The sequence below is a fragment of the Pseudomonas sp. 3HC3 genome, assembly GCF_044904505.1.
GTDB lineage: Bacteria > Pseudomonadota > Gammaproteobacteria > Pseudomonadales > Pseudomonadaceae > Aquipseudomonas > Aquipseudomonas putida_Y.
In genome coordinates this window covers 481,225-506,054 of sequence record NZ_JADDRH010000001.1, presented here as the reverse complement: position 1 = coordinate 506,054, position 24,830 = coordinate 481,225, and the positions used below count along the sequence as shown (strand labels likewise).

Annotated in this window: 22 protein-coding genes; 14 read left to right on the top strand and 8 right to left on the bottom strand. The window is 64.2% G+C overall.

Annotated features, from left to right (window positions below; translation table 11 throughout):
* The 4 genes from cydB (at window position 1) to INQ47_RS02425 (ending at window position 3,800) form a co-directional block, all read left to right on the top strand.
* Window positions 1-1,008, top strand: coding sequence for a cytochrome d ubiquinol oxidase subunit II (gene cydB, locus INQ47_RS02440; RefSeq protein ID WP_070096038.1), 1,008 nt, complete (start codon window positions 1-3; stop codon window positions 1,006-1,008).
* 12 nt (window positions 1,009-1,020) lie between these two features.
* A complete protein-coding gene (locus INQ47_RS02435; protein WP_404701227.1) occupies window positions 1,021-1,161 on the top strand; it encodes a DUF2474 domain-containing protein in 141 nt (46 codons plus the stop codon).
* 101 nt (window positions 1,162-1,262) lie between these two features.
* Window positions 1,263-1,670 carry a DUF2946 family protein gene (locus INQ47_RS02430; protein ID WP_404700983.1) on the top strand — a complete coding sequence of 136 codons (408 nt, stop codon included), beginning with the start codon at window positions 1,263-1,265 and terminating at the stop codon, window positions 1,668-1,670.
* Window positions 1,671-1,748: 78 nt separating this feature from the next.
* A complete protein-coding gene (locus INQ47_RS02425; RefSeq protein WP_404700982.1) occupies window positions 1,749-3,800 on the top strand; it encodes a TonB-dependent receptor in 2,052 nt (683 codons plus the stop codon).
* 47 nt (window positions 3,801-3,847) lie between these two features.
* On the opposite strand, the gene nikR is transcribed toward INQ47_RS02425, so the two are convergent.
* Entirely contained in the window at window positions 3,848-4,264 is a 417-nt protein-coding gene (gene nikR, locus INQ47_RS02420; protein WP_401098608.1) for a nickel-responsive transcriptional regulator NikR, read from the bottom strand.
* 87 nt (window positions 4,265-4,351) lie between these two features.
* Here nikR and nikA point away from each other — a divergent pair, with 87 nt between their 5' ends.
* From nikA to INQ47_RS02385, 7 genes are all read left to right on the top strand, one after another.
* Window positions 4,352-5,926: a nickel ABC transporter substrate-binding protein gene (gene nikA / locus INQ47_RS02415; RefSeq protein WP_404700981.1), complete on the top strand. Its 1,575-nt coding sequence runs from the start codon at window positions 4,352-4,354 to the stop codon at window positions 5,924-5,926.
* A 1-nt stretch (window position 5,927) separates the two neighbouring features.
* The gene (gene nikB, locus INQ47_RS02410; RefSeq protein WP_252461139.1) at window positions 5,928-6,869 is read left to right on the top strand and encodes a nickel ABC transporter permease subunit NikB; all 942 of its coding nucleotides are present in this window, start codon (window positions 5,928-5,930) and stop codon (window positions 6,867-6,869) included.
* A complete protein-coding gene (gene nikC / locus INQ47_RS02405; protein WP_252461140.1) occupies window positions 6,866-7,711 on the top strand; it encodes a nickel ABC transporter permease subunit NikC in 846 nt (281 codons plus the stop codon). Before nikB ends, nikC begins: the two co-directional genes overlap by 4 nt.
* Window positions 7,712-8,482 carry a nickel import ATP-binding protein NikD gene (gene nikD / locus INQ47_RS02400; protein ID WP_252461141.1) on the top strand — a complete coding sequence of 257 codons (771 nt, stop codon included), beginning with the start codon at window positions 7,712-7,714 and terminating at the stop codon, window positions 8,480-8,482.
* Window positions 8,479-9,300, top strand: coding sequence for a nickel import ATP-binding protein NikE (gene nikE, locus INQ47_RS02395; RefSeq protein WP_404700980.1), 822 nt, complete (start codon window positions 8,479-8,481; stop codon window positions 9,298-9,300). Before nikD ends, nikE begins: the two co-directional genes overlap by 4 nt.
* 105 nt (window positions 9,301-9,405) lie before the next feature.
* Window positions 9,406-9,858: a four-helix bundle copper-binding protein gene (locus INQ47_RS02390; protein WP_252461143.1), complete on the top strand. Its 453-nt coding sequence runs from the start codon at window positions 9,406-9,408 to the stop codon at window positions 9,856-9,858.
* A gap of 243 nt (window positions 9,859-10,101) precedes the next feature.
* Window positions 10,102-11,160: a diguanylate cyclase gene (locus INQ47_RS02385; protein ID WP_252461161.1), complete on the top strand. Its 1,059-nt coding sequence runs from the start codon at window positions 10,102-10,104 to the stop codon at window positions 11,158-11,160.
* 16 nt (window positions 11,161-11,176) lie between these two features.
* Here INQ47_RS02385 and mhpT read toward each other — a convergent pair whose 3' ends face one another.
* Window positions 11,177-12,418, bottom strand: a complete 1,242-nt coding sequence (gene mhpT / locus INQ47_RS02380; protein WP_404700979.1) for a 3-(3-hydroxy-phenyl)propionate transporter MhpT — start codon at window positions 12,416-12,418, stop codon at window positions 11,177-11,179.
* A gap of 34 nt (window positions 12,419-12,452) precedes the next feature.
* Window positions 12,453-13,844, bottom strand: a complete 1,392-nt coding sequence (locus INQ47_RS02375; RefSeq protein WP_404700978.1) for an alginate export family protein — start codon at window positions 13,842-13,844, stop codon at window positions 12,453-12,455.
* A 261-nt stretch (window positions 13,845-14,105) separates the two neighbouring features.
* On the opposite strand from INQ47_RS02375, the gene INQ47_RS02370 reads away from it, so the two are divergent.
* Together INQ47_RS02370 and INQ47_RS02365 are read left to right on the top strand one after the other, a co-directional pair.
* Window positions 14,106-15,770: an arylsulfatase gene (locus INQ47_RS02370; RefSeq protein WP_404700977.1), complete on the top strand. Its 1,665-nt coding sequence runs from the start codon at window positions 14,106-14,108 to the stop codon at window positions 15,768-15,770.
* Entirely contained in the window at window positions 15,767-16,792 is a 1,026-nt protein-coding gene (locus INQ47_RS02365) for a formylglycine-generating enzyme family protein (protein ID WP_404700976.1), read from the top strand. Before INQ47_RS02370 ends, INQ47_RS02365 begins: the two co-directional genes overlap by 4 nt.
* Here the strand turns inward: INQ47_RS02365 and INQ47_RS02360 are convergent.
* The 5 genes from INQ47_RS02360 to INQ47_RS02340 form a co-directional block, all read right to left on the bottom strand.
* Window positions 16,773-18,518, bottom strand: a complete 1,746-nt coding sequence (locus tag INQ47_RS02360) for an acyl-CoA dehydrogenase family protein (RefSeq protein ID WP_404700975.1) — start codon at window positions 18,516-18,518, stop codon at window positions 16,773-16,775. The two genes, INQ47_RS02365 and INQ47_RS02360, sit on opposite strands and share 20 nt — an antisense overlap.
* A gap of 14 nt (window positions 18,519-18,532) precedes the next feature.
* Window positions 18,533-19,774 (bottom strand): thiolase family protein, encoded by a 1,242-nt coding sequence (locus INQ47_RS02355; RefSeq protein WP_404700974.1) that lies wholly within the window; start codon window positions 19,772-19,774, stop codon window positions 18,533-18,535.
* Window positions 19,771-21,654 (bottom strand): feruloyl-CoA synthase, encoded by a 1,884-nt coding sequence (locus INQ47_RS02350; RefSeq protein ID WP_404700973.1) that lies wholly within the window; start codon window positions 21,652-21,654, stop codon window positions 19,771-19,773. The genes INQ47_RS02355 and INQ47_RS02350 overlap by 4 nt, the downstream gene beginning before the upstream one ends.
* A 90-nt stretch (window positions 21,655-21,744) precedes the next feature.
* A complete protein-coding gene (locus INQ47_RS02345; RefSeq protein ID WP_404700972.1) occupies window positions 21,745-23,193 on the bottom strand; it encodes an aldehyde dehydrogenase in 1,449 nt (482 codons plus the stop codon).
* A 76-nt stretch (window positions 23,194-23,269) separates the two neighbouring features.
* A complete protein-coding gene (locus INQ47_RS02340) occupies window positions 23,270-24,100 on the bottom strand; it encodes a p-hydroxycinnamoyl CoA hydratase/lyase (RefSeq protein WP_103444433.1) in 831 nt (276 codons plus the stop codon).
* Window positions 24,101-24,297: 197 nt separating this feature from the next.
* On the opposite strand from INQ47_RS02340, the gene INQ47_RS02335 reads away from it, so the two are divergent.
* On the top strand, window positions 24,298-24,768 hold the full coding sequence (locus INQ47_RS02335; RefSeq protein WP_103444434.1) for a MarR family winged helix-turn-helix transcriptional regulator: 471 nt from the start codon (window positions 24,298-24,300) through the stop codon (window positions 24,766-24,768).
* Window positions 24,769-24,830 lie beyond the last annotated feature (62 nt).

The following is a 24,830-nucleotide window of genomic DNA, read 5'->3' as shown; positions in this document are numbered from 1 at the left end:
ATGGGCATCGACCTTCCACTGATCTGGGCGGTGATCATCATCTTCGGCGTGATGATGTATGTGGTGATGGATGGATTCGACCTGGGGATCGGCATGCTCTTCCCCTTCGTCAAGGACGCGCGTGACCGGGATGTGATGATGAACACCGTCGCCCCGGTATGGGACGGCAACGAAACCTGGCTGATCCTCGGCGGTGCAGCGCTGTTCGGCGCTTTTCCGCTGGCGTACGCGGTGGTGCTGGAGGCGCTTTACCTACCGCTGATCCTGATGCTGATCGGCCTGATCTTCCGGGGCGTGGCCTTCGAGTTCCGTTTCAAGGCCAAACCCGCTAAGCGCCACCTCTGGGACAAGGCCTTCATCTGGGGCTCGCTGGTCGCGACCTTTTCCCAGGGAGTTGCCCTGGGCGCCTTTATCGAAGGCATCAAGGTGGTCGAGCGCAAATACGCTGGAGGCGCGCTCGACTGGCTCACGCCGTTCAGCCTGTTCTGCGGGCTGGGCCTGGTGGTCGCCTACACCCTGCTCGGTTGCACCTGGCTGGTGATGAAGACCGAAGGGCCGCTGCAGCAGCGCATGCACGATGTTGCCAGGCCGTTGGCGTTGGTACTGTTGGTGGTGATCGCCGTGGTCAGCCTGTGGACACCGCTGGCCTACCCGCAAATCGCTGCCCGCTGGTTCAGCATGCCCAACCTGCTCTGGTTCATGCCGGTGCCGATCCTGGTGTTGGTAACGTGCTACGGGCTGCTACGTGCCGTGGCGCGCAACGCGCACTACACGCCGTTCTTGCTGACCCTGGCCCTGATTTTCCTGGGGTACAGCGGCCTGGGCATCAGCCTGTGGCCAAACATCATCCCGCCGTCGATCAGCATCTGGGAAGCCGCAGCGCCGCCCCAGAGCCAAGGCTTCATGCTGGTAGGCACACTGTTCATCCTGCCCATCATCCTCGGCTACACGTTCTGGAGCTATTACGTGTTCCGCGGCAAGGTGACTCATGAAGACGGCTATCACTAGGAGCACAACGTGATGACACCCAGTGTGAAGCAACCGATGTGGCGCCGACTTACCTGGCTGCTGCTGATCTGGGCAGGCAGCGTGGCGGCGCTGGGTCTGTTCGCTTGGCTGATCCGACTGTTCATGATGGCCGCCGGCATGCGCAGCCATTGAGCCATCGCCGTGGCGCGCCTGCGACAAATTGGCGCACCACGGAACTTGTACAGCCCGCAACGGATGCGGCTTAATGCGCGCCATATTCGTTCGGGTGACTCATGCTTTCACGTGCACGTGCACATCTTTGTCTGTTCGCCTGCCTCGCCGTGCTATTCAACCTGCTGGCGATGCCGCTTGACCGTGCCTTGCAAACACCCCGCATCGACAGCCAATCGCTGATTCTCGGCAGCTTTTGCAGCCTGCACGGTGCACAGAGCCTGCCCAAGTCACTGCTGGCCCAGCTCAAGGCCGAGCTGCCGCAACTGGACGATCAGCCGGACATGAAACACCAGGCGGGCGACTGCTGCTGTGGTCACGCCGGGCATGCCTTGCTGACCAGCGACTATTATCGCCACCTGTTCCCCCGCTACTGGCCCGATGCACTCCTGCTCGGTGACCACCACAGGTTGCTACTGCCACGCGAGCAGTGGCCAAAGCTGAACCCCCGCGCCTCTCCCTTGGCCTGACCCGTCCCTGATTGCCCACAGCTGCCCCGTGACCTGCGGTGCGCAGCCTTGCCCGACTGTCTGACCAGGAAACCTTCCATGCCTGCGTTCCGTTGCACCGCACGCGCTGTCCTGCCCGTGCTCGCTTTGTTCAGCCTCAGCCCCCTGTCGCTGGCCGTTGCCGAAACTCTGCCTGCTGAAAACTCCACCCTCACCCTTGGCGCGGTCAACGTGACCAGTACCGAAAGCGGCCCGCTGGCCACCAGCAGCGTGCTCAGTTCGGTGGACATCCTGGGGGGCGATATCCTCGAAAAAATGCCCGTGACCTACAGCTGGGAACTGTTCAGCCGCGCCCCCGGGGTGATGCTGACTGAGTTCAACCAGGGCACCACCTCGGGCAAACTGTCCTTTCGCGGCTTCAATGGCGAAGGCGAAGTGAACGCGGTCAAGTTGCTGATCGATGGCATCCCCAGCAACACCAACGACGGCAACATGCCCTTCATCGACTCGGTGTTCCCCATGGACATCGACAGCATCGAAGTGGTGCGCGGCACCAGCGACCCGCGCTATGGCCTGAACAACATCGCCGGTAACGTCAACATCAACACCCGCACCGGCGGCAACTACAACAAGGCGCGCCTGCGCTACGGCAGCTTCAACACCCGCGAGGTGCAACTGGCCAAGGGCATCGAGACCAGCAACTGGACGCAGAACTACTTCTTCGCCTGCCAGCAGGTCGACGGTTATCGCGACCATGCCGACACCGAACGCTACAGTTTCGGCGGCAAGTGGTTCTATACCCCTGACGATGGCAGCTATCGCCTTGGCCTGATCGCCCGCCACTACGAGTCAGAAGCCCAGGAGGCCGGCTACCTGACCGAGGATGACGCCCGCCATCATCCGCGCATGAGCAATGACTACAACGCTACGGACAAAGGCACGCGGCGAATGAACCAGGTCAGCGTGCACTTCGACACCGACCTGGCCGAGACCCTGTCCTGGTCGGCCAAGACCTACCTCAACACCTATGACGACCGTCGCTGGACGCAGTACTGGCGCACCAGTTCACAGCAGGAGCGCGACACCTACGAGGATCAGTACGGTGCCATTACCTCGCTGACCTGGCGACCACAGGTGGACTGGCTGCATGCGTTTGCCCTTGAAGGCGGAAGCGATGTGCAGAAACAGGAGAACCGCAGCGAGAGATACCGCACAATCAATCGCGTCCGCCAGGCGCAGACACGCGACCAGGACTTCGACTTCAACACGGTCGGTGCCTACGTGCAGGCGGAGATCGAGCCGTTCGAATCGTTGAAGATCGTACCGGCCTACCGGGTGGACAAAATCAGTGGTGACTTCACCAACAAGATGACCGGGCAGAACTACGACATCAACGACTACGGGCTGATCAAGCAGCCCAAGCTCAGCATTGTCTATTCGCCGTGGAAGTTCGCCAGCGTTTACGCCAACTGGGGCCGCACCTTCCAGGTCGGGACGGGCGCCGCAGCCTACAAGGTGCCGCCGCGCAACGAGGACCTGGACCCTTCGATCAACGAAGGCTGGGAAACTGGCATCAAGTTCACCCCGGCCAGCTGGGTCGATGGCCGCGTGGCCTATTGGCGTCAGGACGCCTCTGGCGAAGTGAGCCGTCGCCTGAACGACCCGAGCGGCGAGTCGGACAACGTCGGCGAAACACGCCGCTGGGGCTATGACCTGCAGGTCAACCTGCACCCGGACGAACGCACCGAGGTATGGATGTCCTACTCCTGGCAGTACTCCAAGATCCTTGAGCCCAGCAGCGCGTTACCAGGCAGCAAGGGCCAGGAAATCGATCACGTGCCACACCATCTGTGGAACACCGGTATCAGCTACCAGGCCACTCCCGCGCTGCAGCTGACTGCCTGGGCGAACGGGCAGACCAACTACTACCTGGAGCGGGAGAACACCCAAGGTACGTATGGCGGCTACGTACTGATGAACCTCGGCGCGACGTACAAGCTCAGCGAAACCATGAGCGTGGACCTGCAGTTGAAGAACCTCACAAACCGCTACTACGAGTACGTGTGGTACGACCCGGACGGTGCGGATGCTGCCCTGCACTCCCCGGGTGACGGTCGTGCCCTGTATGCCGGGCTGACGTTGGACTTCTGAGTAACGGCCCCTGGGCCAATCGCGTCACGAACAAGTGACGCAGCGTCTCAGCGCACCTTCGGCTGCCCCGGAGCCGGGATCACCTGCACCTGGCCATGTTCCACGCCGCGCTCAACCATCAATTGGCGAGACAACTCGCCAATTCGGCCGCTTTCGCCCTGCAGCACCGAGACCTCCAAGCAGTGGCCGGCATCCAGGTGCACATGCAGGGTGGATCGGGTCAGATCGTGGTGGGCGTGCAGGGTCTGGTTGAGCCGTCTGGGCAGTTCACGGGTGCTGTGGTCGTACAGGTAACTGACCACGGCCACGCAGGCGGCATCGTCCGGCAAGGCTTCAGACTCGCGCATCCCCGCACGCAACAGGTCGCGGATGGCCTCCGAACGGCCCTGGTAGCCTTGGGTCGCCACCCGCCGATCGATGACGTCGAGCAGGTCTTCATCCAGCGTGATGGTGATTCGTTGCATTCTGTAACTTCCGGTAAGATGATTTCACGTAGACATCATACCCACCACGCTTTAGCCTACGGCCTCCGTGAAAGTGGGGAACGCAGTGTGAAGCAGCAGCCTGGTAAACGAAAGCCCGCCCTGTGGGGCATCCTTCTGCTTGCTGCGTGCGTTGCTGCGCCAGCCAGCCGCGCCGCCGAACAAGGGCCGCAGCTGGTGTACTCCTGGCCCGTGAATGCCGGGCCGCTCGACCCGCGTGGCTATTCCCCCAACCAGATGTACGCCCAGGCCATGGTCTATGAGCCGCTTGTGCGCTATACCGCCGCGGGTACGCTGGAGCCATGGCTGGCTGAAGCCTGGCAGGTTTCGGACGACGGCAAGACCTACACGTTCACCCTTCGCGACGGCGTGCGCTTCAGCGATGGCACACCCTTCGATGCGCCCGCGGCCAAAGCCAACCTCGATGCCGTCCTGGCCAACACTCAGCGTCACCGCTGGATGGAACTGGTGACCACACTGGACCACGTTGAAGCGCCTGAGCGCCTGACCCTGCGCCTGGTCCTCAAGCACCCTTACTACCCGACGCTGATGGAGCTGGCCCAGGTTCGCCCATTGCGCTTTGCCTCGCCTCAGGCCAAACCCGGCCAACCGGCCGGTACCGGCCCCTGGGTACGCGCCGAATCACGCCTGGGCGAATACGACCGCTTCGTGCGCAACCCCCAGTACTGGGGGCCCAAGCCAGCCTACGGCGAGGTCATGGTCAAGGTCATTCCAGACCCCAACAGCCGCGCGCTGGCCCTGCAGGCCGGCGAGGTCGAACTGATCCAGGGTGCCGCCGGCGAGATCACGGCCGGCACGTTCGTGCGCCTGCGTGACCAGGGCTATGCCACCGCACTGTCGGCACCGCTGGCCACCCGCACCCTGGCGATGAACACAGGCCGTGGTGCTACCCGTGATCTGGCGGTACGTCAGGCGATCAACGAGGCGGTGGACAAGCAAGCCATCATCGACAAGATTCTCTACGGCCTTGAGCCCCGGGCAGATACCCTGTTCGCCAGCAACATGCCCTATGCCGATATCGGCCTCAAGCCCTACCCTTACAACCCGGCGCGCGCCACCCACGCCCTTGATGCTGCCGGGTGGAGGCTGGCCCCAGGCGCGTCTGTGCGCAGTAAAGACGGCGAACCCTTGGCCATCGAGCTGGTATTTCTCGGCACAAGTGCCTTGCAGAAGAGCCTGGCCGAAGTGCTTCAGGGCGAGCTGGCGAAAGTCGGCATCCACATCGACCTGCGTGCGGTTGAAGAAGGGGCTTTGATGCGGCGCCAGCGCGACGGCGACTTCGGCATGATCTTCGCCGACACCTGGGGCGCGCCCTACGACCCGCATTCGTTCGTCAGCTCCATGCGCTACGCCGGCCATGCCGACTACATGGCCCAACGTGGGCTGGCAATCAAGGACGAACTGGACAAGCGCATTGGCCAAGTGCTGGCCAGCACCGACGAACAGCAGCGTGCCGAGCAGTACCGCTTCATCCTCACCACCTTGCACGAACAAGCCGTCTACCTGCCCATCTCGCATCTCACTGCCATCAGCGTACGCCGAGACTCGGTGGCCAAGGTCCAGTTCGGCAGCACCTTGTTCGATGTGCCGTTCGAAACCATGACGCCAAAACAGGGAGACTGACATGTTGCGCTACATCCTGTTGCGCCTGGCGCTGCTTGTGCCGGTCATGCTTGGCGCTTCGTTGCTGGTGTTCGTGCTGCTGCACCTGGGCAGCACGGACCCGGCGCTGGACTACCTTCGGCTTTCGCACATTCCACCGACCGACGCCGCCATTGCCGAAGTCCGTCATACCCTGGGGCTGGATCGCCCGCTGTATGCGCAATACCTGAGCTGGCTGTGGAACGCCGTGCATCTGGACTTCGGTATCTCCTACATCACAGGCCGTCCAGTGCTCGATGACCTGCTCTACTACCTGCCCGCCACCCTGCAGCTCGGCGGACTGGCGTTAGCCTGTACGCTGCTGCTGTCGATCCCCTTGGGGCTGTTGGCGGCCCGCTGGCAAGGGCGCTGGCCGGACCACGTCGTGCGGGCAGTGACCTTCCTGGGTGTGTCCATGCCCAATTTCTGGCTGGCGTTTCTGCTGATCGCGCTTTTTTCCCTGTGGTTGGGCTGGCTGCCGCCGCTGGGACGTGGAGGGGCCGGGCACCTGGTGATGCCGGTGCTGGCGATCGCCCTGATGTCGATGTCGATCAACGCCCGCCTGCTGCGTGCCAGCCTGCTGGATGCCGGCGGGCAGCGGCACGTTACCTATGCCCGTGCCCGCGGCCTGCCCGAACGGCACGTCTGGCGTGACCATATCCTGCGCAATGCCTGGCTGCCGCTGGTGACGGCCACCGGCATGCACATCGGCGAACTGATCGGCGGCGCACTGGTGATCGAGACGATCTTCGCCTGGCCCGGCGTTGGTCGTTTTGCGGTGTCGGCAGTGCTGAACCGCGACTTCCCGGTGATGCAGTGCTTCACCCTGCTACTGACCGGTCTGCTGATGATCTGCAACCTGATAGTCGATGTATGCTACGCCTGGCTTGATCCTCGCAGCCGGCTGGAAGGGGTGAACGCATGAGTGTGCACGCTGCCCTGCGTCAGCCATTGCTGCTGCGCCGCTCCAGCCTGATGATCGGCCTGGCCCTGGTCGGCCTGCTGGCGGTGCTGGCGCTGTTCGGCCACTGGATCGCCCCGCATGACCCCAACCTGGTGGACCTCGGCCAGCGCCTGCAGACGCCAGACGCCAGTCACTGGCTGGGCACAGACCACCTCGGGCGCGACCTGCTTTCGCGGTTGATCGTCGGCACGCGCCTGTCCTTGGGCAGCGTGATGCTGACCCTGGCGCTGGTACTGGCCCTGGGGCTCGCGGTCGGCGGTGTGGCCGGCTTCGTCGGCGGGCGCACCGACCTGCTGTTGATGCGCCTGTGCGACATGTTCATGACCTTCCCCACGCTGGTACTGGCATTCTTCTTCGTCACCTTGCTGGGCACCGGCCTGAGCAACGTGATCATCGCCATCGCCCTGTCCCACTGGGCCTGGTATGCGCGCATGGTGCGCGGCCTGGTGATTGCCCAGCGTGGCCGCGAGTACGTATTGGCTTCACGCCTGGCCGGCGCTTCACGCTGGGCGCGGCTGCGCCAGCATGTGCTGCCCACTATCGCCGGCCCATTGCTGGTGCTGGCAACCATGGACATCGGCCACATGATGCTGCACGTCTCCGGCCTGTCGTTCCTTGGCCTCGGGGTGGCGCCCCCCACCGCCGAATGGGGCGTGATGATCAACGATGCCAAGGAATTCATCTGGACGCAGCCACAGCTGCTGCTGTTGCCAGGGCTGATGATCTTCTTCTCGGTGATGGCCTTCAACCTGCTGGGCGATTCGCTGCGCGACCGCCTGGACCCGACACAGGAGCGTCACTGAATGAGTCCATCGGTGCTTGAAATCCGTGGCCTTCGCATAGAAACCCAGGCCGGCGTGCTGGTGCATGGCGTTGACTTGCAGCTGCGCCGCGGCGAAGTCTGCACGTTGGTAGGTGCCAGCGGCTCGGGCAAATCCCTCAGCTGCCTTGGCTTACTCGACCTGCTACCGCCTGACATTGTCCGCACCCAAGGACAACTGCTGCTCGACGGCCAACCGCTGGCTGCAAGCAGTGTCCGAGGTCGCCTGGCCAGCCTGGTGCTGCAAAACCCGCGCAGCGCCTTCAACCCGGTGCGCAACATGGCCAGCCATGCCATCGAAACGCTCAGGCAGCGAGGCATCACCGGCGCGGCAGCACGGGCGCGGATGGCCCACTGCCTGGCTGCTGTCGGCCTGGCAGACCCTGAGCGGGTGCTGCAATCGTTCGCTTTTCAGCTCAGCGGCGGCATGCTGCAAAGGATGATGATCGCCCTGGCGCTGATGGCCGAAACCCCATTCCTGCTGGCTGACGAGCCCACCAGCGACCTCGATGCCCTGAGCCAGGCGCGTTTTCTCGACCTGCTGATGGAGCTGGTGCAGGTGCATGGGCTGGGGGTATTGCTGGTGACCCACGACATGGGTGTGGTAGCGCGCTGCGCAGACCAGGTCGCGGTGATGGAGGCCGGCCGCATTGTTGAATGCCAACCGGCCCATGAGCTGTTCCAGCGCCCCGCCAGTGCCACTGCCCGCACCCTCCTCCACGCCCACCAAGTCCTTTGCCGGAGCCAACCATGAGCCTGCTGCACGTTCACCACGTTGGCCACCGTTATCGTACAGGGGGGCTGCTGCGCAAACGCGGTTGGCTGCAGGTACTCGACGGCATCGACCTGCAACTGCACGCCGGCGAATCCATCGGATTGCTCGGCAGCAGCGGCAGCGGCAAAAGCACGCTCGCACGGCTGCTGCTCGGGCTGGAAAAACCGGCCCAGGGCCAGGTGAGCTTTGCCGGCCAGGATGTCAGCCAGCTCAAAGGTGAGCAGGCGCGCAACTTTCAGCGCACGGTGCAACTGGTGTTCCAGGACGCCCCTGGTGCCTTCAACCCGCAGCGCAGCATCGGCTGGAGCATCGCCGAACCGCTGCGCCACCTGACCGACATGAATGAAGCCGCCCGGCAGGCGCGCACCCTTGAACTGCTGGAGGAAATGGGCCTGCGCGCCGAGCATGCCCAACGCCTGCCGCAACAGTTGAGTGGCGGCCAGTTGCAGCGTGCCAACATCGCCCGGGCGCTGGCCGCCTCGCCGCAGCTGGTGGTACTCGACGAAGCGTTGTCGAACCTGGACCGGCTGTTGCAGTTGCTGGTCCTGCAGCAGCTGGAAGCGCTACGCCAGCGCAGCGGCACCGCTTTCGTGCTGATCAGCCATGACCTGAGCCTGGTGCAGTACTTCTGCCAGCGGGTCGTGCTGCTGCACGGCGGGCGCATCGTGGAGGAACGCCCCGTCACGCACGACCTGTGCTTTGCGCACCCCGTAGGCCGGCAGTTGCAGTCGGCGGTGTTGCCTGCACGCCCGCAGAAGAGGCCATCGCCGCAAGGCTTGCCAACAGCTGCACACTGACACCACCTGGCTTTCGGATTCTCGGAAAACAGTCTATGTTCGCGATACTGATCTGCGCGCGCAGCCGTGCGCAACCAAGGCCGACTTCGATCAAGGAAATGATCCATGCAACGACGTGAAATGCTGAAGACCGTCGCGGGTGCCGTAGCCGTGGTGATGACCAGTTCTGCACTGGCCGCCACTCATGAGCACGCACATCAACATGACCATGGCACTGCCGGCGCCAGGCCGTTTGCCGGGCTGATAGACAGCAGCAGCGATTGCCAGAAGACCGGTGAGGCGTGCCTGGCGCACTGTCTGGTACTGCTTGGTCAAGGTGACACGCAAATGGCGGCCTGTGCCCAGTCCGTCAGCGAGCTGCTGGCTACCTGCAGTGCGTTGATGAAGCTGGCCCTGCAAGGCTCCCGCTTCACGCCGGCCATGGCCAAGGTGGCCGCTGATGTCTGTGCCAGTTGTGAAACGCAGTGCCGCAAACACGAAAACGAGCATCCCGAATGCAAGGCGTGTGCAGACTCCTGCGCTGCCTGTCTGAAGGAATGCAAGGCCCTGGCCGCCTGATCCCGCTGACCAATATTGTCATTACACTGCCGCAACGCTTGCTGCCGCTGGCACTCGAACGTGGCGAACGGCATCACACGTGAACGCCATAAACCTTTTCCAGGGTGCCGGCAAAGTGCCAGAATCTTCTACCGTTCACCAGTCGAAGCGCCAGCCATGACAGACCTTGATCCTCATGATGATATAGCGCATTACGTACGGACGGATCGGCTCGAGCAACTGTTCGTCCAGTCAGCGCCTGCGGTGCTTGGCAGCTTCCTGGCCGCCATAATGCTGTGCTGGTTGGGCTGGGAGCGTTTCGACCAGCAAAGGGTCATCGTCTGGATGACGTTATTGGGCCTGTCGACCGGCGTGCGTACCGCCATGTTCTTCGCCTATCTGCGAGCACCGGCCAACCAGCGCACAGCCGAACGCTGGGAGTGGCGTTACTGGGTCACGCTGATGCTGTCGGCGGCTATCTGGGGCTGGGGCGCCTTTGCCGTAATGCCCGCCGACGACGCGCTGGGGCAGACGCTGATCATGCTGTTTGCCGTCGGCATGTCTGTCAGCGCGGTGTCATGCTACTCCTCCTACCGCAACATGACCCTGGTGTCGATGGGCCTGGTCCTGCTGCCTTCTACGGGCTGGCTACTGTTGCAACCTTCCACGCTGCAACAAGGGATAGCCTTGGCGGTGCTGGTGTTCGCCTGGTTCGTGGTCAGCGCGACGCAAAGCCTGTCCTCGGCATTGACGACGGCCTGGCGCCTGAAACACGAAATGCAACGCGCGCATCGGCTGGCCATGGTGGCCTCGTGCACGGACGAACTGACTGGCCTGAACAACCGACGTGCTTTTTTCGACAACGCGTCGACGCAGCACGCCCGGTGCAAGGACGCAGGTGCATTCATGGCCGTGTTGATGCTGGACGTCGACTATTTCAAACAGATCAACGACACGTTCGGGCATGCCGCAGGCGACCAGGTGCTGCAGCGCATCGGTGCAGCGATCAGTGCCAGCCTGCGTGACAACGACATTGCCGGCAGGCTGGGCGGCGAGGAGTTCGCCATCCTGCTGCCCAATACGCCGCCAGACACGGCGATTGAGGTTGCCGAGCGCCTGCGGGCCCTGATAGCCAAACTGCGTGTAAATGAGCAACACCCGGTCACCGCAAGCATAGGTTTAGCGTTCGCGAAGGCCCCTGCCACCGAGCTCAGCGCCTTGCTCAGCAGCGCAGACAGCGCCATGTACCTTTCCAAGGTATCGGGCCGTAACCGGGTCACGGTCGCCGAACCGGAGCAGGAGGCATTGCGCAAGCAGCACTAGCCCATCCAGGGAGTTGCTATGCAGGGTCCTGGGCCGCAGTCTCACCCGCCTCCGGGCTTTGCGTGCGGGCTCGGTGTTTCAGCAGCGCACGTGCCGCCAACGCCGCGAGCACCAGCCCCGGAGCCGCGGCCATCAGCAGCCCCCCCGCACCTGCGCCTGCTGCAAGGATCTGCCCGGCCGCCAGAGGGCCGGCCATGGAACCCAGGCGCCCCACCGCCACCGAGGCGCCCAAGCCCGTCGCGCGCACCTGGGTCGTATACAGCGTCGGCGCCAGCGCGTACAGCACCAACTGGCCACCAATGGCGCAATACCCCGCAGTGAACCCGGCCAGCAACATCAGACCGAAACTGCTCGACAGCCCCAGCCCTGCCAACGACGCCAGCATGCCGGCGTAGGCGATCAATACCGCCCGCCCGGCAAAACCGCGGTCCATCATCCGGCCGGTCAGGAACGAACCCGCCGCCCCACCCAGGTTGAACAGGATCTGCACGGCGCCCGCCTGCGGCCGGCTGAAGCCTTGGCCGATCAACAGCGACGGCAGCCAGTTGAGCAACATGTATAGCACCGTCAAGGTGAAGAAACACGCCACCCACAGCAACAGCGTGCGGCTTGCCTGCTGCGGCCCGAACAATTGGGCAAGCACACCCTCACTGCCCGCCTTGGCAACGCCTTGGGCACGGAATGCCTGGGACTCTTTCAGCCAGATCATCAACACAAAGGCGATCACGATCGGTGCGATGCCGCCGACGTAGAACACCGTACGCCAGCCGTCGCCCACGCCGGCCATGCCGATCAGCGACGCAACCGCCCCGCCCAGCGGTACACCACAGTAAGTCAGGCTGACCGCTGTGCTGCGCAGACGCTCGGGCGCCGCCTCGCTGGCCAGGGCGATCAGGATCGGCAACGCCGCCCCCAGCCCGAGCCCTGTCATCAGCCGCGCGATCAACAGCGAATCGTAGGTCTGGGCATGGGCGGTCCCTAGCGAGAAGCCGCCAAACAACAGCACCGCCACGATCAGGATCGCTTTGCGGCCCAAGCGGTCTGCCAGCCAACCGCCGATCAGCGCGCCAGGTAGCAACCCCAGCAACCCGGCACTGAATACCCAACCAAGCATGGCAGGGGTCAGGTTGAATGCCTTGGCCATGTGCGGCGCGGCGATGCCGGTGGCCTGCAGGTCCAGCCCTTCCAGCAAGGCAACGAGAAAACACAAGCCGATGGTGAGCACGGCCTTGCCCGATGATGCAGATGAATGATGCATGTGTGGCCCTCTGTTGTTGTTGTCGGTCGGGTGGTCAAAGGCGGAACGTGGCACGTACGGTGACGAACGACGAATTTTCGCCGCCGGCATCCTTGATCGCCGAGCCAACGTCGTAATACTTCAGGTCAAGGTCCAGGGTCAGGTTGGGAGTGGCAAGCCAGCGCGTGCTGGCGCGGTAGATGGTGCCGACATGGCGCCCCGTGCCACGGGTGTTGGCCAGCATGCTCATGCCGGGCATGTACACGCCGTCTTCCTCACGCTGTTTCCACACTTCGAAGATGCCCGGCTCGATGCGCAGCGTGCGCCAGGGCGAGAAGCCGAAGGTCGGCCCCACCACGATGATGTTGCTCAGGGTGGTGAGGCTGGCTTCGCCATAGACACCATTGCGTGGGTAAAGCGGGTCGAAGGTGCCGACTTTTCCGTCGCCCAGGTCACTGTCGCCGCTCGCGGCATCGATGCGCATGCCCAGGCGCGGTTGCCAGGGGTGGGTGAAGGTGAAGCCGCTGTCGCTCGACAGCGCCCAGGCGCGGATCGACGCGTTACCCAGGTGGCCGGTCTGCCCAACGAGGTTCCAGCTCCAGTCCAGTGCTTGATGGCGGCCGAACAGCCGCGTGCCGAAGGTGTAGCGCTGCTCGTCACCCGACTCGCCGGCCAGGCTACGGTCGTCGGTTTCCAGGTCAAAGGCCAACAGGTCCATGTTCCAGGACGCCGACAGCGGCAAGGTGCCGTAGAGCCCGTAAAATTTGATGTTGTTGTTGCTGCCGTCGTCCCAACTGTCTTCACCGATTTTCAGCGGGCGCACAGCGAATGCATCCAGCTTGCGTCCGTCCTTGAGGTTGAGGCTGGCGCGCACGCCGTCGAAGCTCAGGCGGATGTTCGGCGAGTCGCGGTAGGTGACCAGCATCTGGTCGCCAAAGCCCATCTCCTGGCGACCTAAGCGCGTGGTATAGCGCCCTGCGGCGAAGTCGTAGTTGAAATCGACGAAGGCCTGTCGTACTTCATTGCGGCTTTCATCATTGGGCGAGTACAAGTCCTTGCCGAAGGCGCGGGTATTCTCGACCTGGACGAAGGTTCGCACGGCATCGTCGAACAGGTGCAAGTCGGCATGGGCCTGCAGCCGTTGCAGCAGATAGGAATCGTCGTTCAGCCCGCGCAGGCCAAAGAAGGGTTTGTCCGAAGCATCGGCCCGGTAGCGGGCCTCAGCCCCGAGTTGCAGCCAGGCCGACTCTGACAGCCGATGGTAGCGCAGGCCATCGAAGGGGGCCGTGGCCTTGGCGGGGTCGTCGAGAAAGCGATAGTCCTCGATCCAGCGAGGGGCCCCTGGCCTCCCCGGCCGGCTCTCTTCGAGCGGGCTGGCCGCGTGGGCGGACTGGCACAGCGAAAGCACTATGAGGGGCAGGCATACCCCGTTCAACGGCTTGATCATCAGAATTTCCCTTCACTTGTTTTTATAATTGTTCTTACAAACTGGATAACTCTATTAACGATTATTTTTGTTAACCATATACGCCGTCAATAGCGTTCTTCACGTGTACGAGGAATGATCAGTATCAAGCGTTCGCTAATCGCACACTTCTGCAGCGCGCGGCTGCGGCATTCATTCATCCGTCGCTAGAATCCAGGGCGTACGGTCTATTCATAGGCCATGCGCTACTTTGAGCCCATTACAAAAACAAGAGTCCCCCCCATGAATTGCCTCCGCCCCCTTGCCGCCCTCGGCGTGCTCATGCTCGGTGCCAGCCACGCCATGGCCGCACCAACCGTTAAACAACCAAACATTTTGTTGGTGGTCGCTGATGACCTCGGCTTTTCCGATTTGTCGGCCCTGGGCAGCGAAATCCAGACGCCCAACCTGGACAAACTGCTGGCTGACGGCCGCCTGATGCTCGACTTCCACGCGGCGCCCAGTTGCTCGCCGACCCGCGCGATGCTGATGTCCGGCAACGACCCGCACCTGGTCGGGCTGGGCATGATGTCGGAGACGCGCAAGCGCCTGCCGGCCGGTGCAGAGGTCCGCGCCGGCTACGAAGGCGTGCTCGGTGCCAATGTCGCGACCCTCGCCGAACTGCTGCATGACGCCGGCTACCGCACCTACATCGCCGGCAAGTGGCACCTGGGCATGCAACCGGCCCAGCAGCCACACAACCGCGGCTTCGACCAGGCCTACGTGCTGCTAGAAGGCGGCGCGGCGCACTTCAAGCAGGCCAATATGGACCTGCAGTCGAACTACAGCGCCACCTATCGCCACAATGGTGAGCCGATCGAGCTGCCCGACGACTTCTACTCCACCACCTGGTACACCGACCGCCTGATCGACGCGATCGACCAAGGCAAGGCCAGCAACAAACCGTTCTTCGCCTTTGCCGCCTATACCGCGCCGCACTGGCCGCTACAGGCGCCGGATGCGTACCTGGCGCAGTACCGAGGCCGTTACGACCAAGGCTACGAAGTCATCGCCCACGAACGCCTGAAGCGCCAGCGTGAAGCCGGCCTGGTGCCCGCCGACTTCCCCCTGCAAGCACAATTGGAAGGTGTGCCGAGCTGGGCATCGCTGAGCGATGAACAAAGACGCCAGTCCGCGCGCACCATGGAGGTATACGCCGCCATGGTCACAGCCCTGGACGCCGAGGTGGGGCGCCTGGTGGAACACCTGCGCAAGACCGGCGAGCTGGAAAACACGATGATCCTGTTCATGTCCGACAACGGTCCGGAGAACGCCACCCGTGTCGATCCCGAGTGGATCAAGGCAAACTTCGATAACCGTCTGGACAACTATGGCCGCCGCGATTCGTTCCTGATGATCGGCTCGGCCTGGGCCCAGGTCAGTGCCCTGCCCAGCCGTCGCTACAAGATGACCACCTACCAGGGCGGCATCCGCGTACCGGCCTTTGTCTACTACCCGGCCACCATCAAGGCCGGCCGCAGCGAAGAGCTGGCCAGCGTCCGCGACATCATGCCGACCCTGCTGCAACTGGCCGGTGCGCCGATGCCCGGTGTCAAGTACCGCGACCGCGATATCGTGCCGCCGCAAGGCACATCGGCGCTGAACTACCTGCAAGGCAAGGACAGCCAGATCCACGCCCATGACGAAGCCCTGGGCTGGGAAATCAACGGCAGCGCCTCGTTGCGCAAGGGCCCGCTGAAGTTGGTGTGGGATGCCACCGACAGCAAGCCGAGCTGGCACTTGTATGACCTGCGCAAGGACCCTGGCGAGCACCACGACATCGGCGCAGGGCACCCCGAGCAGGTTGCGCTGATGCTGCGCGACTGGAAGGCTTATGCCCAACGCGGCAACATCGCGGTCGATGCCGACGGCCGCCCGGCCAGCCCGATCCTGGTCAAGCAGCAATGATCGCCCGGCCAGCCGGCTGCGCAGCACTCGCCGCCGGCCTGCTCGCCGCCGCCTATGCCGTGTGGCCGCAAGCCCCGGCGCCGGCGCTGCTGTGCACGGGCTACAGCGGCCTGCCCGCGCAGCGCCAAGGCCCTTGGCGGGACGGCATGGTGCACGTGCCTGGCGGCGAGTTCAGCTTTGGTTCAAGCCGCTTTTACGACGAAGAAGGCCCGCCTCACCCTGCCAAGGTGTCCGGCTTCTGGATTGACGTGCATCCGGTCACCAACGCCCAGTTCGCGCGCTTCGTCAAGGCCACCGGGTATGTCACCCATGCCGAGCGCGGTACCCGAATCGAGGACGACCCTGCCCTGCCCGACGCGCTGCGGGTTCCGGGTGCGATGGTGTTTCATCAGGGTGCGGACGTGCTCAGCCCCGGCTGGCAGTTCGTGCCCGGCGCCAACTGGCGACACCCGCAAGGGCCGGGCAGCAGCCTGGTCGGGCTGGACAATCATCCGGTGGTGCAGGTCGCCCTGGAAGATGCCCAGGCCTATGCCCGCTGGGCAGGCCGCGAACTGCCCAGCGAGGCGCAGCTGGAGTACGCCATGCGCGGTGGCCTGACCGATGCCGACTTCAGCTGGGGTAGCACCGAGCAGCCCAAAGGCAAGCTCATGGCCAATACCTGGCAGGGCCAGTTCCCCTATCGCAATGCGGCAAAGGATGGTTTTACCGGTACATCACCCGTGGGCTGCTTCCCGGCCAATGGCTTTGGCCTGTTCGATGCCGGCGGCAATGTCTGGGAGCTGACTCGCACGGGCTATCGGCCAGGCCATGACGCACAGCGCGACGCCAAGCTCGACCCCTCAGGCCCGGCCCTGAGTGACAGCTTCGACCCGGCAGACCCCGGCGTGCCGGTGGCGGTGATCAAGGGCGGTTCGCACCTGTGTTCGGCGGACCGCTGCATGCGCTATCGCCCCTCGGCACGCCAACCGCAGCCGGTGTTCATGACAACCTCGCACGTGGGTTTCAGAACGATTCGGCAATGAATGGCAACGGCGTGGCGGCCGCGTCGATGGCCGCCACCTGCCGGTCGAGGTCGGGCAGCAGGTAGCCGAGGAAGAACCCAACGCTTTCCTGCTTTTCCCGGCGCTGCGCCGCCCCCTCTGGCAACACCTGGATGCAACGGGCACTGCGGGCCCAGGCGAAGGCCTGCAGCGCCGTTGCGCACAACTGCAGGAAGGCACCCGCGGCGCGGTACGGAAATTCGGGATCGCCCGCGGTCATCGACAGCACCTTGGCCAGCATTGCCTCCAGCGTGTCGCACGCGCTGCCCAACGCGGTGGCGGCTGCGCCAGCGTCCCTAGCAGCCTCGGTACGCAATTCGCCCAACAGCAGGGCGAAACCTTCCCCCCCATCACCCAATACTTTGCGCAGCATCAGGTCATTGGCCTGTATCTCATTGGTGCCTTCGTAGATCATTGCGATGCGGCTGTCGCGCAAGGTCTGCTCGATGGCAAACTCCTGGGTGTAGCCATAGCCACCGAACACCTGCAAGGCCTGGCTTGCCAGGCTGAACCCCTGCTCGGTGAAGGCCGCCTTGATGATGGGCGTCAGCAGCGCCGCCAATGTCGCGGCCTTCGCCCGTTGTGCAGGCTCGACGGCGGCGTCGGCGATATCCAGCCACTGGGCCGTCCAGTAGGCCAGCGCGCGCATCCCCTCGGTACGCACCCGCAACTCCAGCAGGACCCGCCGCATGGCCGGGTGCAGGTGGATCGGGTCGGCGCCTTGGGCGCCCCCCTTGGCCCGACCCGGGGCAGTCATCTGGCGCCGCTCCAGGGCATAATCGCGGGCCTGTTGCCAGGCCGCCTCGGCATGCCCCAACCCTTGCAAGCCAACATGCAGCCGCGCGGAATTCATCATCACGAACATCGCCGCCAGGCCACCATGGGGCTGACCCACCAGCCAGCCGCGGGCGCCCTCCAGGCGTAGTGCGCAGGTGGCGCTGCCACGGATGCCCAGCTTGTGTTCCAGGCCGTCGCAGTACAGCGAATTGCGCTGGCCATCCTCCATCCATTTCGGCACCAGCAACAGCGAAAGCCCGCGGCTGCCGGACGGCGCATCCGGCAACCGGGCCAACACCAGGTGGAGTATGTCGCGGGTCAGGTCGTGTTCGCCGCCAGAGATGAACAGCTTGTTGCCACTGACCGCGTAGCTACCGTCGCCCAAGGGCACGGCGCGGCAGCGCAACAGGCTGAGATCGCTACCGGCCTGGGGTTCGGTCAGGCACATGGTAGGCAAGGTGCCACCGCTGACGATGCCAGGCAGATAGCGCGCCTGCAGCTCGGCCGATGCATGGGTTTTCAGGCACAGGTAGGCGCCGTGGGCAATGCCGGTATACATGGCCCAGCCATGGTTGCTGCCGAACAGCATCTCTTGCAAGGCCGCCTCCAGCACTAGCGGCAGCCCTTGGCCGCCAAGCGCCGGGGCGCATGCCAGGGACGGCCAGCCACCGTCGACATAGGCGCGATAAGCCGCCGGGAATCCGTCCGGGGTGCGCACCTCCCCGCCCGCCATCTGGCAGCCCTGGCGATCGCCCGAGCTGTTCAATGGGGCCAGCACCTGCTCGCAGAAACGGGCCGCCTCTTCCAGTACCTGGGCTGCCAGGTCGAGGTCGACGTCGGCGTACGCCGGCAATTGCGCCCAGGCCTGATCGGCCCGCAGCCAGTGTTGCAAGACGAACTGCATGTCGCGCAGGGGCGCCTTCCAGGTCATCGGATACCTCCGGGTCAGGCAATGAAATGGGGGTTTTCGATCAGCAGCGCCATGCCTTGGCCACCGCCGATGCACGCCGCTGCGATGCCATAGCGCAAGTTGCCGTCGCGCAATTGACGGGCCAAGGTGTGGACCAGGCGCAGACCTGTAGCGGCCAATGGGTGACCGAGGGCGATAGCGCCGCCATGGACATTGAGCTTGTCCACATCGAGTTCGAGCGCCTGGGCCACCGCCAGCACTTGGGCGGCCTGGGCCTCGTTGATTTCCAGGCGGTCGATCTGCTCCAGGCGCAGGCCGCTGCGCTCGAGCAGCAAGGTAATGGCCGGCGCCGGCCCGATGCCCATGAGGCCCGGCGGCACGCCAACGGCCGTGGCCATCAGCAAGCGCGCCAAAGGCGGATGAGTGCAATCGGAGTAGCGCGTGACCAAGGCTGCCGCCGCACCATCGACCACCGCACAACTGTTGCCAGCCGTCTGCACACCACCGGCGTGCACCGGGCGCAGCCGAGACAGTGCAGCCGCATCGGTAGGCCGTGGGTGGCTGTCCTGGCTGACCTCACTCACGCCACGCGGCAATGCAATGCCGCGTGGCTGGCAGCCTTCTGCCTCCAGTGCCTGCGCGGTGACGCTGACGATTTCCTCGTCGAACCAGCCCTGCGCCTGGGCTTGCAGGGCCCGCTGATGGCTGCGCAGGGCCCAGGCATCCACTGTTTCACGGGCCAGGCCATAGGCACGGGCCAGGTTTTCGGCGGTACCGATCATATCTACACCGGCAGCCGGGTCGTACAGGGCTTCCCAGAGAAAGTCCTTGAACCCGACCGGTGCACCCAGGCGAAAACCGCCCCGGTGTTCATAGGCCGCGATCGGATTGCGCGACATCGACTCCGCGCCCACGCACAGCACCTGGCGGGCGCCACTGCGCAGCTGCTCACCGGCCTGACGCAACAGTTCAAGCCCCGTGCCGCAGATACGCTGCACCGCCAGTGCCGGTACCGCCTGCGGCACGCCACAGTAGAGGCCGACATGGCGTGGCAGCATATAGGCATCGAAGCTGGCCTGGGCCATGCTGCCGGCGAGCACGCTGTCTACCGCCTGAGGAGCGGCAGCTGCACGTGCCAGCACCGCACGGCCGGCCTGAATGCCCAGGTCGATGGGCGAGATCGCGGCCAATGCGCCATTCAGGTCGACCCAGGGTGTGCGCACCATCTGGACGATGGCCGTGTCCTCGAAGACGGTGCACAGCCCGGCCGCGCTCAAGGCTGCACCTTGGCGTGCAATGCGTCGGGGTCTTCGCCACGGTACAGCGCCTCGACCTGAGCGGCGCGCCGCTGCAGCACAGCGCGCTGATTGATCGAGCCCTTGTCGGTGATTTCACCAGCGTCGATCGACGGCGGCTCGGCCAGCAGCGACAGCCATTCGATACGGCTGGCGTTGCCCAAGGCATCGCGGTTCAATCGCTCCAGCCAGCCAGCGAACCAACTGCGCACGGTGTCGTTGGCCAGCACTTGGGTATCGCTGGCATCCTCTGCCAGCCCGGCCAGCCGCCGGCACTCGGGCAGGCGTGGGAACACCAGCAGGCCCAGGCATTCGCGGTCCGGCGCGGTGACCACAATGTCCTGCACATAAGGCGAGCCCTCCAGCACTGCGCGGTTGCGCAGCGGGCCGACACTGACGAATACCCCGGACGAGAGCTTGAAGTCCTCTGCGATACGGCCATCGAACATCAGGCCAAGCTCGGGCTGCCTGGCATCGGCCAGCTTCAACGCGTCGCCCGAACAGTAGAACCCCTCCTCGTCGAACGCCTCGGCGGTCTGCTGCGGCGAGCGCCAGTAGCCCGGCATGATATGCGGGCCACGGAAGCGCGCCTCGAGCTTGTCGCCCACCGGCACCAGCTTCACTTCGCAGCCAGGTGCCGGCAGCCCGACATAGCCGGCCATCGACAAAGGCCCGGTGGTGAAGGTGCACGATGGCGAAGCTTCGGTCATGCCAAGGCCGGCCATCATACGGATGCGTTCGCCGCAGTGTTGCTCGGCAATCCGGTCCAACCGGTCCCAGACGCTTTGCGACAGGCCTGCGGCGGCAAAGAAGAACAGCTTGATGCGGGCAAAGAACACCTCGCGCAGCGCGGGGTCCTGCTCCAGTGCCTTGACCAGCTCCTCCCAGCCCTTGGGTACGGTGAGGTAGGCCGTGGGGGAAATCTCGCGCAGATTGCGCAGGGTCTCGGCGAAGCCTTGTGGGGTTGGCTTGCCGGCGTCGAGGTAGAAGCTGCCACCGTTGTAAAGCACGATGCCGAGGTTGTGGCTACCGCCGAACGTGTGATTCCACGGCAGCCAGTCCACCAGCACCGGCGGCTCCTCGGCGAACGTCGGAAAGGTCTGCAGGAGCATCTGCTGATTGGCGCACAGCATGCGCTGGGTGGTGATCACCGCCTTGGGCAGCTTGGTCGAGCCCGAGGTGAAGAGGAATTTGGCGATGGTGTCCGGCCCGGTGGCGGCGAAAGCCGCATCGGCCGCCGCCAGGTCACCCGGTTGCAACAGGCTGTCGAAGCTTATATGGGGGCGACCTGCGACCTGGCCACGCACGCTGATCACGCCGACCGAATCCTTCAGCACCGCCTCGAAGGCGCGCTGGAACGGCTGGCTGTCAGTGACGAAGACCACTCCGGGGGTGAGCACCTCGCAGACATGGCGCAACTTGGCGAAGTCTTGCGACAACAGCGCGTAGGCCGGCGACACCGGGCAATATGCAATACCGGCATACATGGCGCCGAGGGCGATTTGCAGGTGTTCGATGTCGTTACCGGAAAGCAGCGCCAGCGGGCGCTCGGCACTGAGGCCCAACCCTAGCAAGTTGGCGGCGATGGTGCGCACATCGGCGAGCATCTGCACGTAGCTGATCGAACGCCAGGCACCGTCTGCCTGACGTGCCGCGATGAAGGTGGTGTCCGGACGCACCTGGGCCCAGTGCACCAGGCGTTCGAGCAGACGCGCCGGCAGCGGCGCCAATGGCTCGACAGGGTGCATGCGCAGCACGTCGTCGACGTGGCTGACCTGCACCCGGGGATGCCCGATGGCCACCTGGCGGTAGCGCGGACGTTGGCCAGGGTCGGTCGACCCTGAGCGGGCTTCGTTATTCACGCAGGTTGCTCCTTGTTCTTGTTGTACATCCTGCCGCCGCCCGGTATTACGGGCGACGGTCATCTTGCCGGTGGCCTGGGCCTGCAGCGGTTAGATGGGATAGTGTCGCGGGCCGTGCTGGAGGGTGACCCAGCGCAACTGGGTGAACTGATCGATGGCCGTGCGGCTGCCGAAGCTGCCGTAGCCGCTGGACTTGACCCCACCAAACGGCATCTGCGCTTCATCGTGAACGGTCGGGCCGTTGATATGGCAGATACCTGACTCCACCCGTTGGGCCAAGGCCAGGGCGCGGCCGGTGTCGCGGCTGAAAATGGCCGATGACAGACCGAACTCCGAGTCGTTGGCCAACTGCAGCAAGGCTTCGTCGCCTTCGGCGCGCAGGACCACCGCCACCGGGCCGAAGGACTCCTCGCGGTACAAGCGCATGCTGGCATCGACGTTGTCGAGCAAGGTCGGTTGCAGGATGCTGCCCTCCAGCTGGCCGCCACAAACCAGGCGCGCGCCCTTGGCCACGGCATCGTCGATCAGTGCCTTGATGCGCTCGCCGGCCGCTGCGCTGACCAGCGAGCCGAGCACCGAGGTGCTGGCTTGCGGATCACCTGCAGACAGCCCGGCGATCTTCACCGCCAGCTTGTCGACGAAGGCGTCGGCAATACGGCTGTCCACCACAAGGCGCTCGGTGGACATGCAGATCTGCCCCTGGTTGAAGTAGGCACCGAAGGCCGCCGCTTCGACCGTGGCGTCCAGGTCGGCATCGTCGAGCACCAACAGAGGCGCCTTGCCGCCCAGTTCGAGCAGCGCTGGCTTGAGGTGGCGGGCCGCCAGTTCGCCGACAATGCGCCCGACGTGCGTCGAGCCGGTGAAGTTGACCCGGCGGACCGCAGGGTTGGCGATCAGCCGCTCGACGATGGCCGGTGCATCCTGCGGCGCATTGCTGATGACATTGACCACGCCGTCGCCGATGCCTGCATCGTGCAGCACCTGGCCGATCAGCCGATGGACCGCCGGGCTCAGCTCCGAAGCCTTGAGCACCACGGTGTTGCCGCAGGCCAGCGGCATGGCAATGGCACGCGTGGCCAGTATCACCGGAGCGTTCCACGGCGCGATGCCCAACACCACGCCGCAAGGCGCGCGCAGGGCCATCGCAAAGCTGCCCGGGACGTCCGAGGGGATCACTTCACCGGTGATCTGCGTGGTCATGGCTGCTGCCTCGCGCAGCATGTTGGCGGCCAACTTCACGTTGAAGCCATACCAGTTGGCCATGGCCCCGGTTTCACCGGCAGCGGCGATGAACTCGCCAGCCCTCGCCTGCAACAGATCAGCACCTGCCAGCAAGCGGCTGCGCCGCTCGCCCGGCGCCAGGGCGGCCCAGGCCGGAAACGCCGCGCTGGCAGCAGCCACGGCGGCATCAGCATCAGCCAGTGTGGCGGCAGCAGCTTGCGACACCACCTCGCCGGTCACCGGGTTACAGCGCTCGAAGGTTCGTCCATCACTGGCGGGGCGCGACTGCCCGCCAATCAGCAAAGGCACCTGCAACATGCTCATTCCTCTTTGTTGTCGTTATAGAGAAATACCCGCGGGCTTTGGCGCGGCGCACCACCGCCCGCGGTGCGACTCAGCGCTTGTAGGCCTGCAGGCCTGGCTTGATGCTCTTGTCGTCGAGGAACTGCTTCATGCCCTGCTCGCGGCCACCTGTCGTGTCCAGCAGGCGAGACTGGTCGAGCTTGGCGTAGAGGTAGTCTTCGTTCTGTTCCCAGGTCAGCTCGCGGCAGCGCTTGAAACCATTCTTCGCGGCGCGCAGCACCACCGGGTTTTTTTCCAGCAGGTTCAGCGCCAACTCGCGGGTGGTCTCACGCAGCTCGGCCAGCGGCACGCTGTCGTTCACCAGGCCCATCTCGGCAGCCTTGCGGCCATCGAAGGTCTTGCCGGTCATGATGTAGTACAGCGACTGACGATGGCCAACGGTATCGGCCATGGCCTTGCTGACCAGGTTGCCAGGCGGGATGCCCCAGTTGATTTCCGACAGGCCGAAGGTCGCTTCATTGGCGCAGATCGCCAGGTCGCATGCCACCAGTGGGCTGAAGCCACCGCCGAAGCACCAGCCATTGACCATGGCGATGGTCGGCTTGGCATACAGACGCAGCAACTTCCATTGCCATTGCGAGGCTTCGCGACGGATTTTTTCCTGGAGGATCTCCGGGCCGGCGTCCACCTCGCGGAAGTACTCCTTCAGGTCCATGCCGGCGGTCCAGGACTCGCCAGCACCGGTCAGTACCAGCACGCCAGCGTCGGCGTCCTGCTCGAGGGTTTCCAGCACGTCGACCATTTCCCGGTTCAGGGTGGGGCTCATGGCATTGCGTTTTTCCGGGCGATTGAGGGTCACCCAGGCGATGCCCGACTCCAGTTCGACCTTCACGGTGGTCCAGCGGCCTTCGTATTTGCTCATGGTTCTGCACTCTTGTTGTTCGGGGTGATGGGCTCACGCTAACGGGTCAATTTAGTTATGTCAATTAACCATTAACAAAATTATCTTTGTGCTAAGGTTGGCGCGCTGCCTTTTTGCCCGACCTGCACTAGCCGGATCGCCGAAGGACAGGCAAAATAGGTAACTTTCTTACCCATGATCGAGGAGCATGAACCCTGATGGCTAGGTCTGCCCGTACTACCGACGACGCTTGCGTGGCTGCTCCTGTGGGAGAAGGGGTGCTTGAAGACTTGATCGGCTACGCCTTGCGACGCGCGCAATTGAAGCTGTTTCAGAACCTTATCGCTCGGCTCTCGGCCCATGACCTGCGCCCGGCACAATTTTCCGCCCTGGCGATCATCGACCAGAATCCCGGGCTGATGCAGGCCGACCTGGCGCGTGCGCTGGCTATCGAACCGCCGCAAGTCGTGCCAATGCTGAACAAACTGGAAGAGCGCGCGCTGGCCGTGCGCGTGCGGTGCAAACCGGACAAGCGCTCGTACGGGATTTTCCTGAGCAAATCGGGCGAAGCCCTGTTGAAGGAGTTAAAACACATCGCCGCTGACAGCGATCACCAGGCGACATCCAACCTGTCGGATGACGAGAGGACTGAACTGTTGCGGTTATTGAAAAAAATCTACAGAGACTGACTCCGTCTGCCCCGCGCGGTGAAATCCGATCGACCTGTAGCGCCTCTTTGACGTCCCAAGAA

What these genes read in the sequence shown, in the direction of transcription:
- cydB (WP_070096038.1), top strand. Translation starts at nt 1, where the DNA reads ATGGGCATCGACCTTCCACTGATCTGGGCGGTGATCATCATCTTCGGC.
- INQ47_RS02435 (WP_404701227.1), top strand. Translation starts at nt 1,021, where the DNA reads ATGACACCCAGTGTGAAGCAACCGATGTGGCGCCGACTTACCTGGCTG.
- INQ47_RS02430 (WP_404700983.1), top strand. Translation starts at nt 1,263, where the DNA reads ATGCTTTCACGTGCACGTGCACATCTTTGTCTGTTCGCCTGCCTCGCC.
- INQ47_RS02425 (WP_404700982.1), top strand. Translation starts at nt 1,749, where the DNA reads ATGCCTGCGTTCCGTTGCACCGCACGCGCTGTCCTGCCCGTGCTCGCT.
- nikR (WP_401098608.1), bottom strand. Translation starts at nt 4,264, where the DNA reads ATGCAACGAATCACCATCACGCTGGATGAAGACCTGCTCGACGTCATC.
- nikB (WP_252461139.1), top strand. Translation starts at nt 5,928, where the DNA reads ATGTTGCGCTACATCCTGTTGCGCCTGGCGCTGCTTGTGCCGGTCATG.
- nikC (WP_252461140.1), top strand. Translation starts at nt 6,866, where the DNA reads ATGAGTGTGCACGCTGCCCTGCGTCAGCCATTGCTGCTGCGCCGCTCC.
- nikD (WP_252461141.1), top strand. Translation starts at nt 7,712, where the DNA reads ATGAGTCCATCGGTGCTTGAAATCCGTGGCCTTCGCATAGAAACCCAG.
- nikE (WP_404700980.1), top strand. Translation starts at nt 8,479, where the DNA reads ATGAGCCTGCTGCACGTTCACCACGTTGGCCACCGTTATCGTACAGGG.
- INQ47_RS02390 (WP_252461143.1), top strand. Translation starts at nt 9,406, where the DNA reads ATGCAACGACGTGAAATGCTGAAGACCGTCGCGGGTGCCGTAGCCGTG.
- mhpT (WP_404700979.1), bottom strand. Translation starts at nt 12,418, where the DNA reads ATGCATCATTCATCTGCATCATCGGGCAAGGCCGTGCTCACCATCGGC.
- INQ47_RS02375 (WP_404700978.1), bottom strand. Translation starts at nt 13,844, where the DNA reads ATGATCAAGCCGTTGAACGGGGTATGCCTGCCCCTCATAGTGCTTTCG.
- INQ47_RS02370 (WP_404700977.1), top strand. Translation starts at nt 14,106, where the DNA reads ATGAATTGCCTCCGCCCCCTTGCCGCCCTCGGCGTGCTCATGCTCGGT.
- INQ47_RS02365 (WP_404700976.1), top strand. Translation starts at nt 15,767, where the DNA reads ATGATCGCCCGGCCAGCCGGCTGCGCAGCACTCGCCGCCGGCCTGCTC.
- INQ47_RS02360 (WP_404700975.1), bottom strand. Translation starts at nt 18,518, where the DNA reads ATGACCTGGAAGGCGCCCCTGCGCGACATGCAGTTCGTCTTGCAACAC.
- INQ47_RS02345 (WP_404700972.1), bottom strand. Translation starts at nt 23,193, where the DNA reads ATGTTGCAGGTGCCTTTGCTGATTGGCGGGCAGTCGCGCCCCGCCAGT.
- INQ47_RS02340 (WP_103444433.1), bottom strand. Translation starts at nt 24,100, where the DNA reads ATGAGCAAATACGAAGGCCGCTGGACCACCGTGAAGGTCGAACTGGAG.
- INQ47_RS02335 (WP_103444434.1), top strand. Translation starts at nt 24,298, where the DNA reads ATGGCTAGGTCTGCCCGTACTACCGACGACGCTTGCGTGGCTGCTCCT.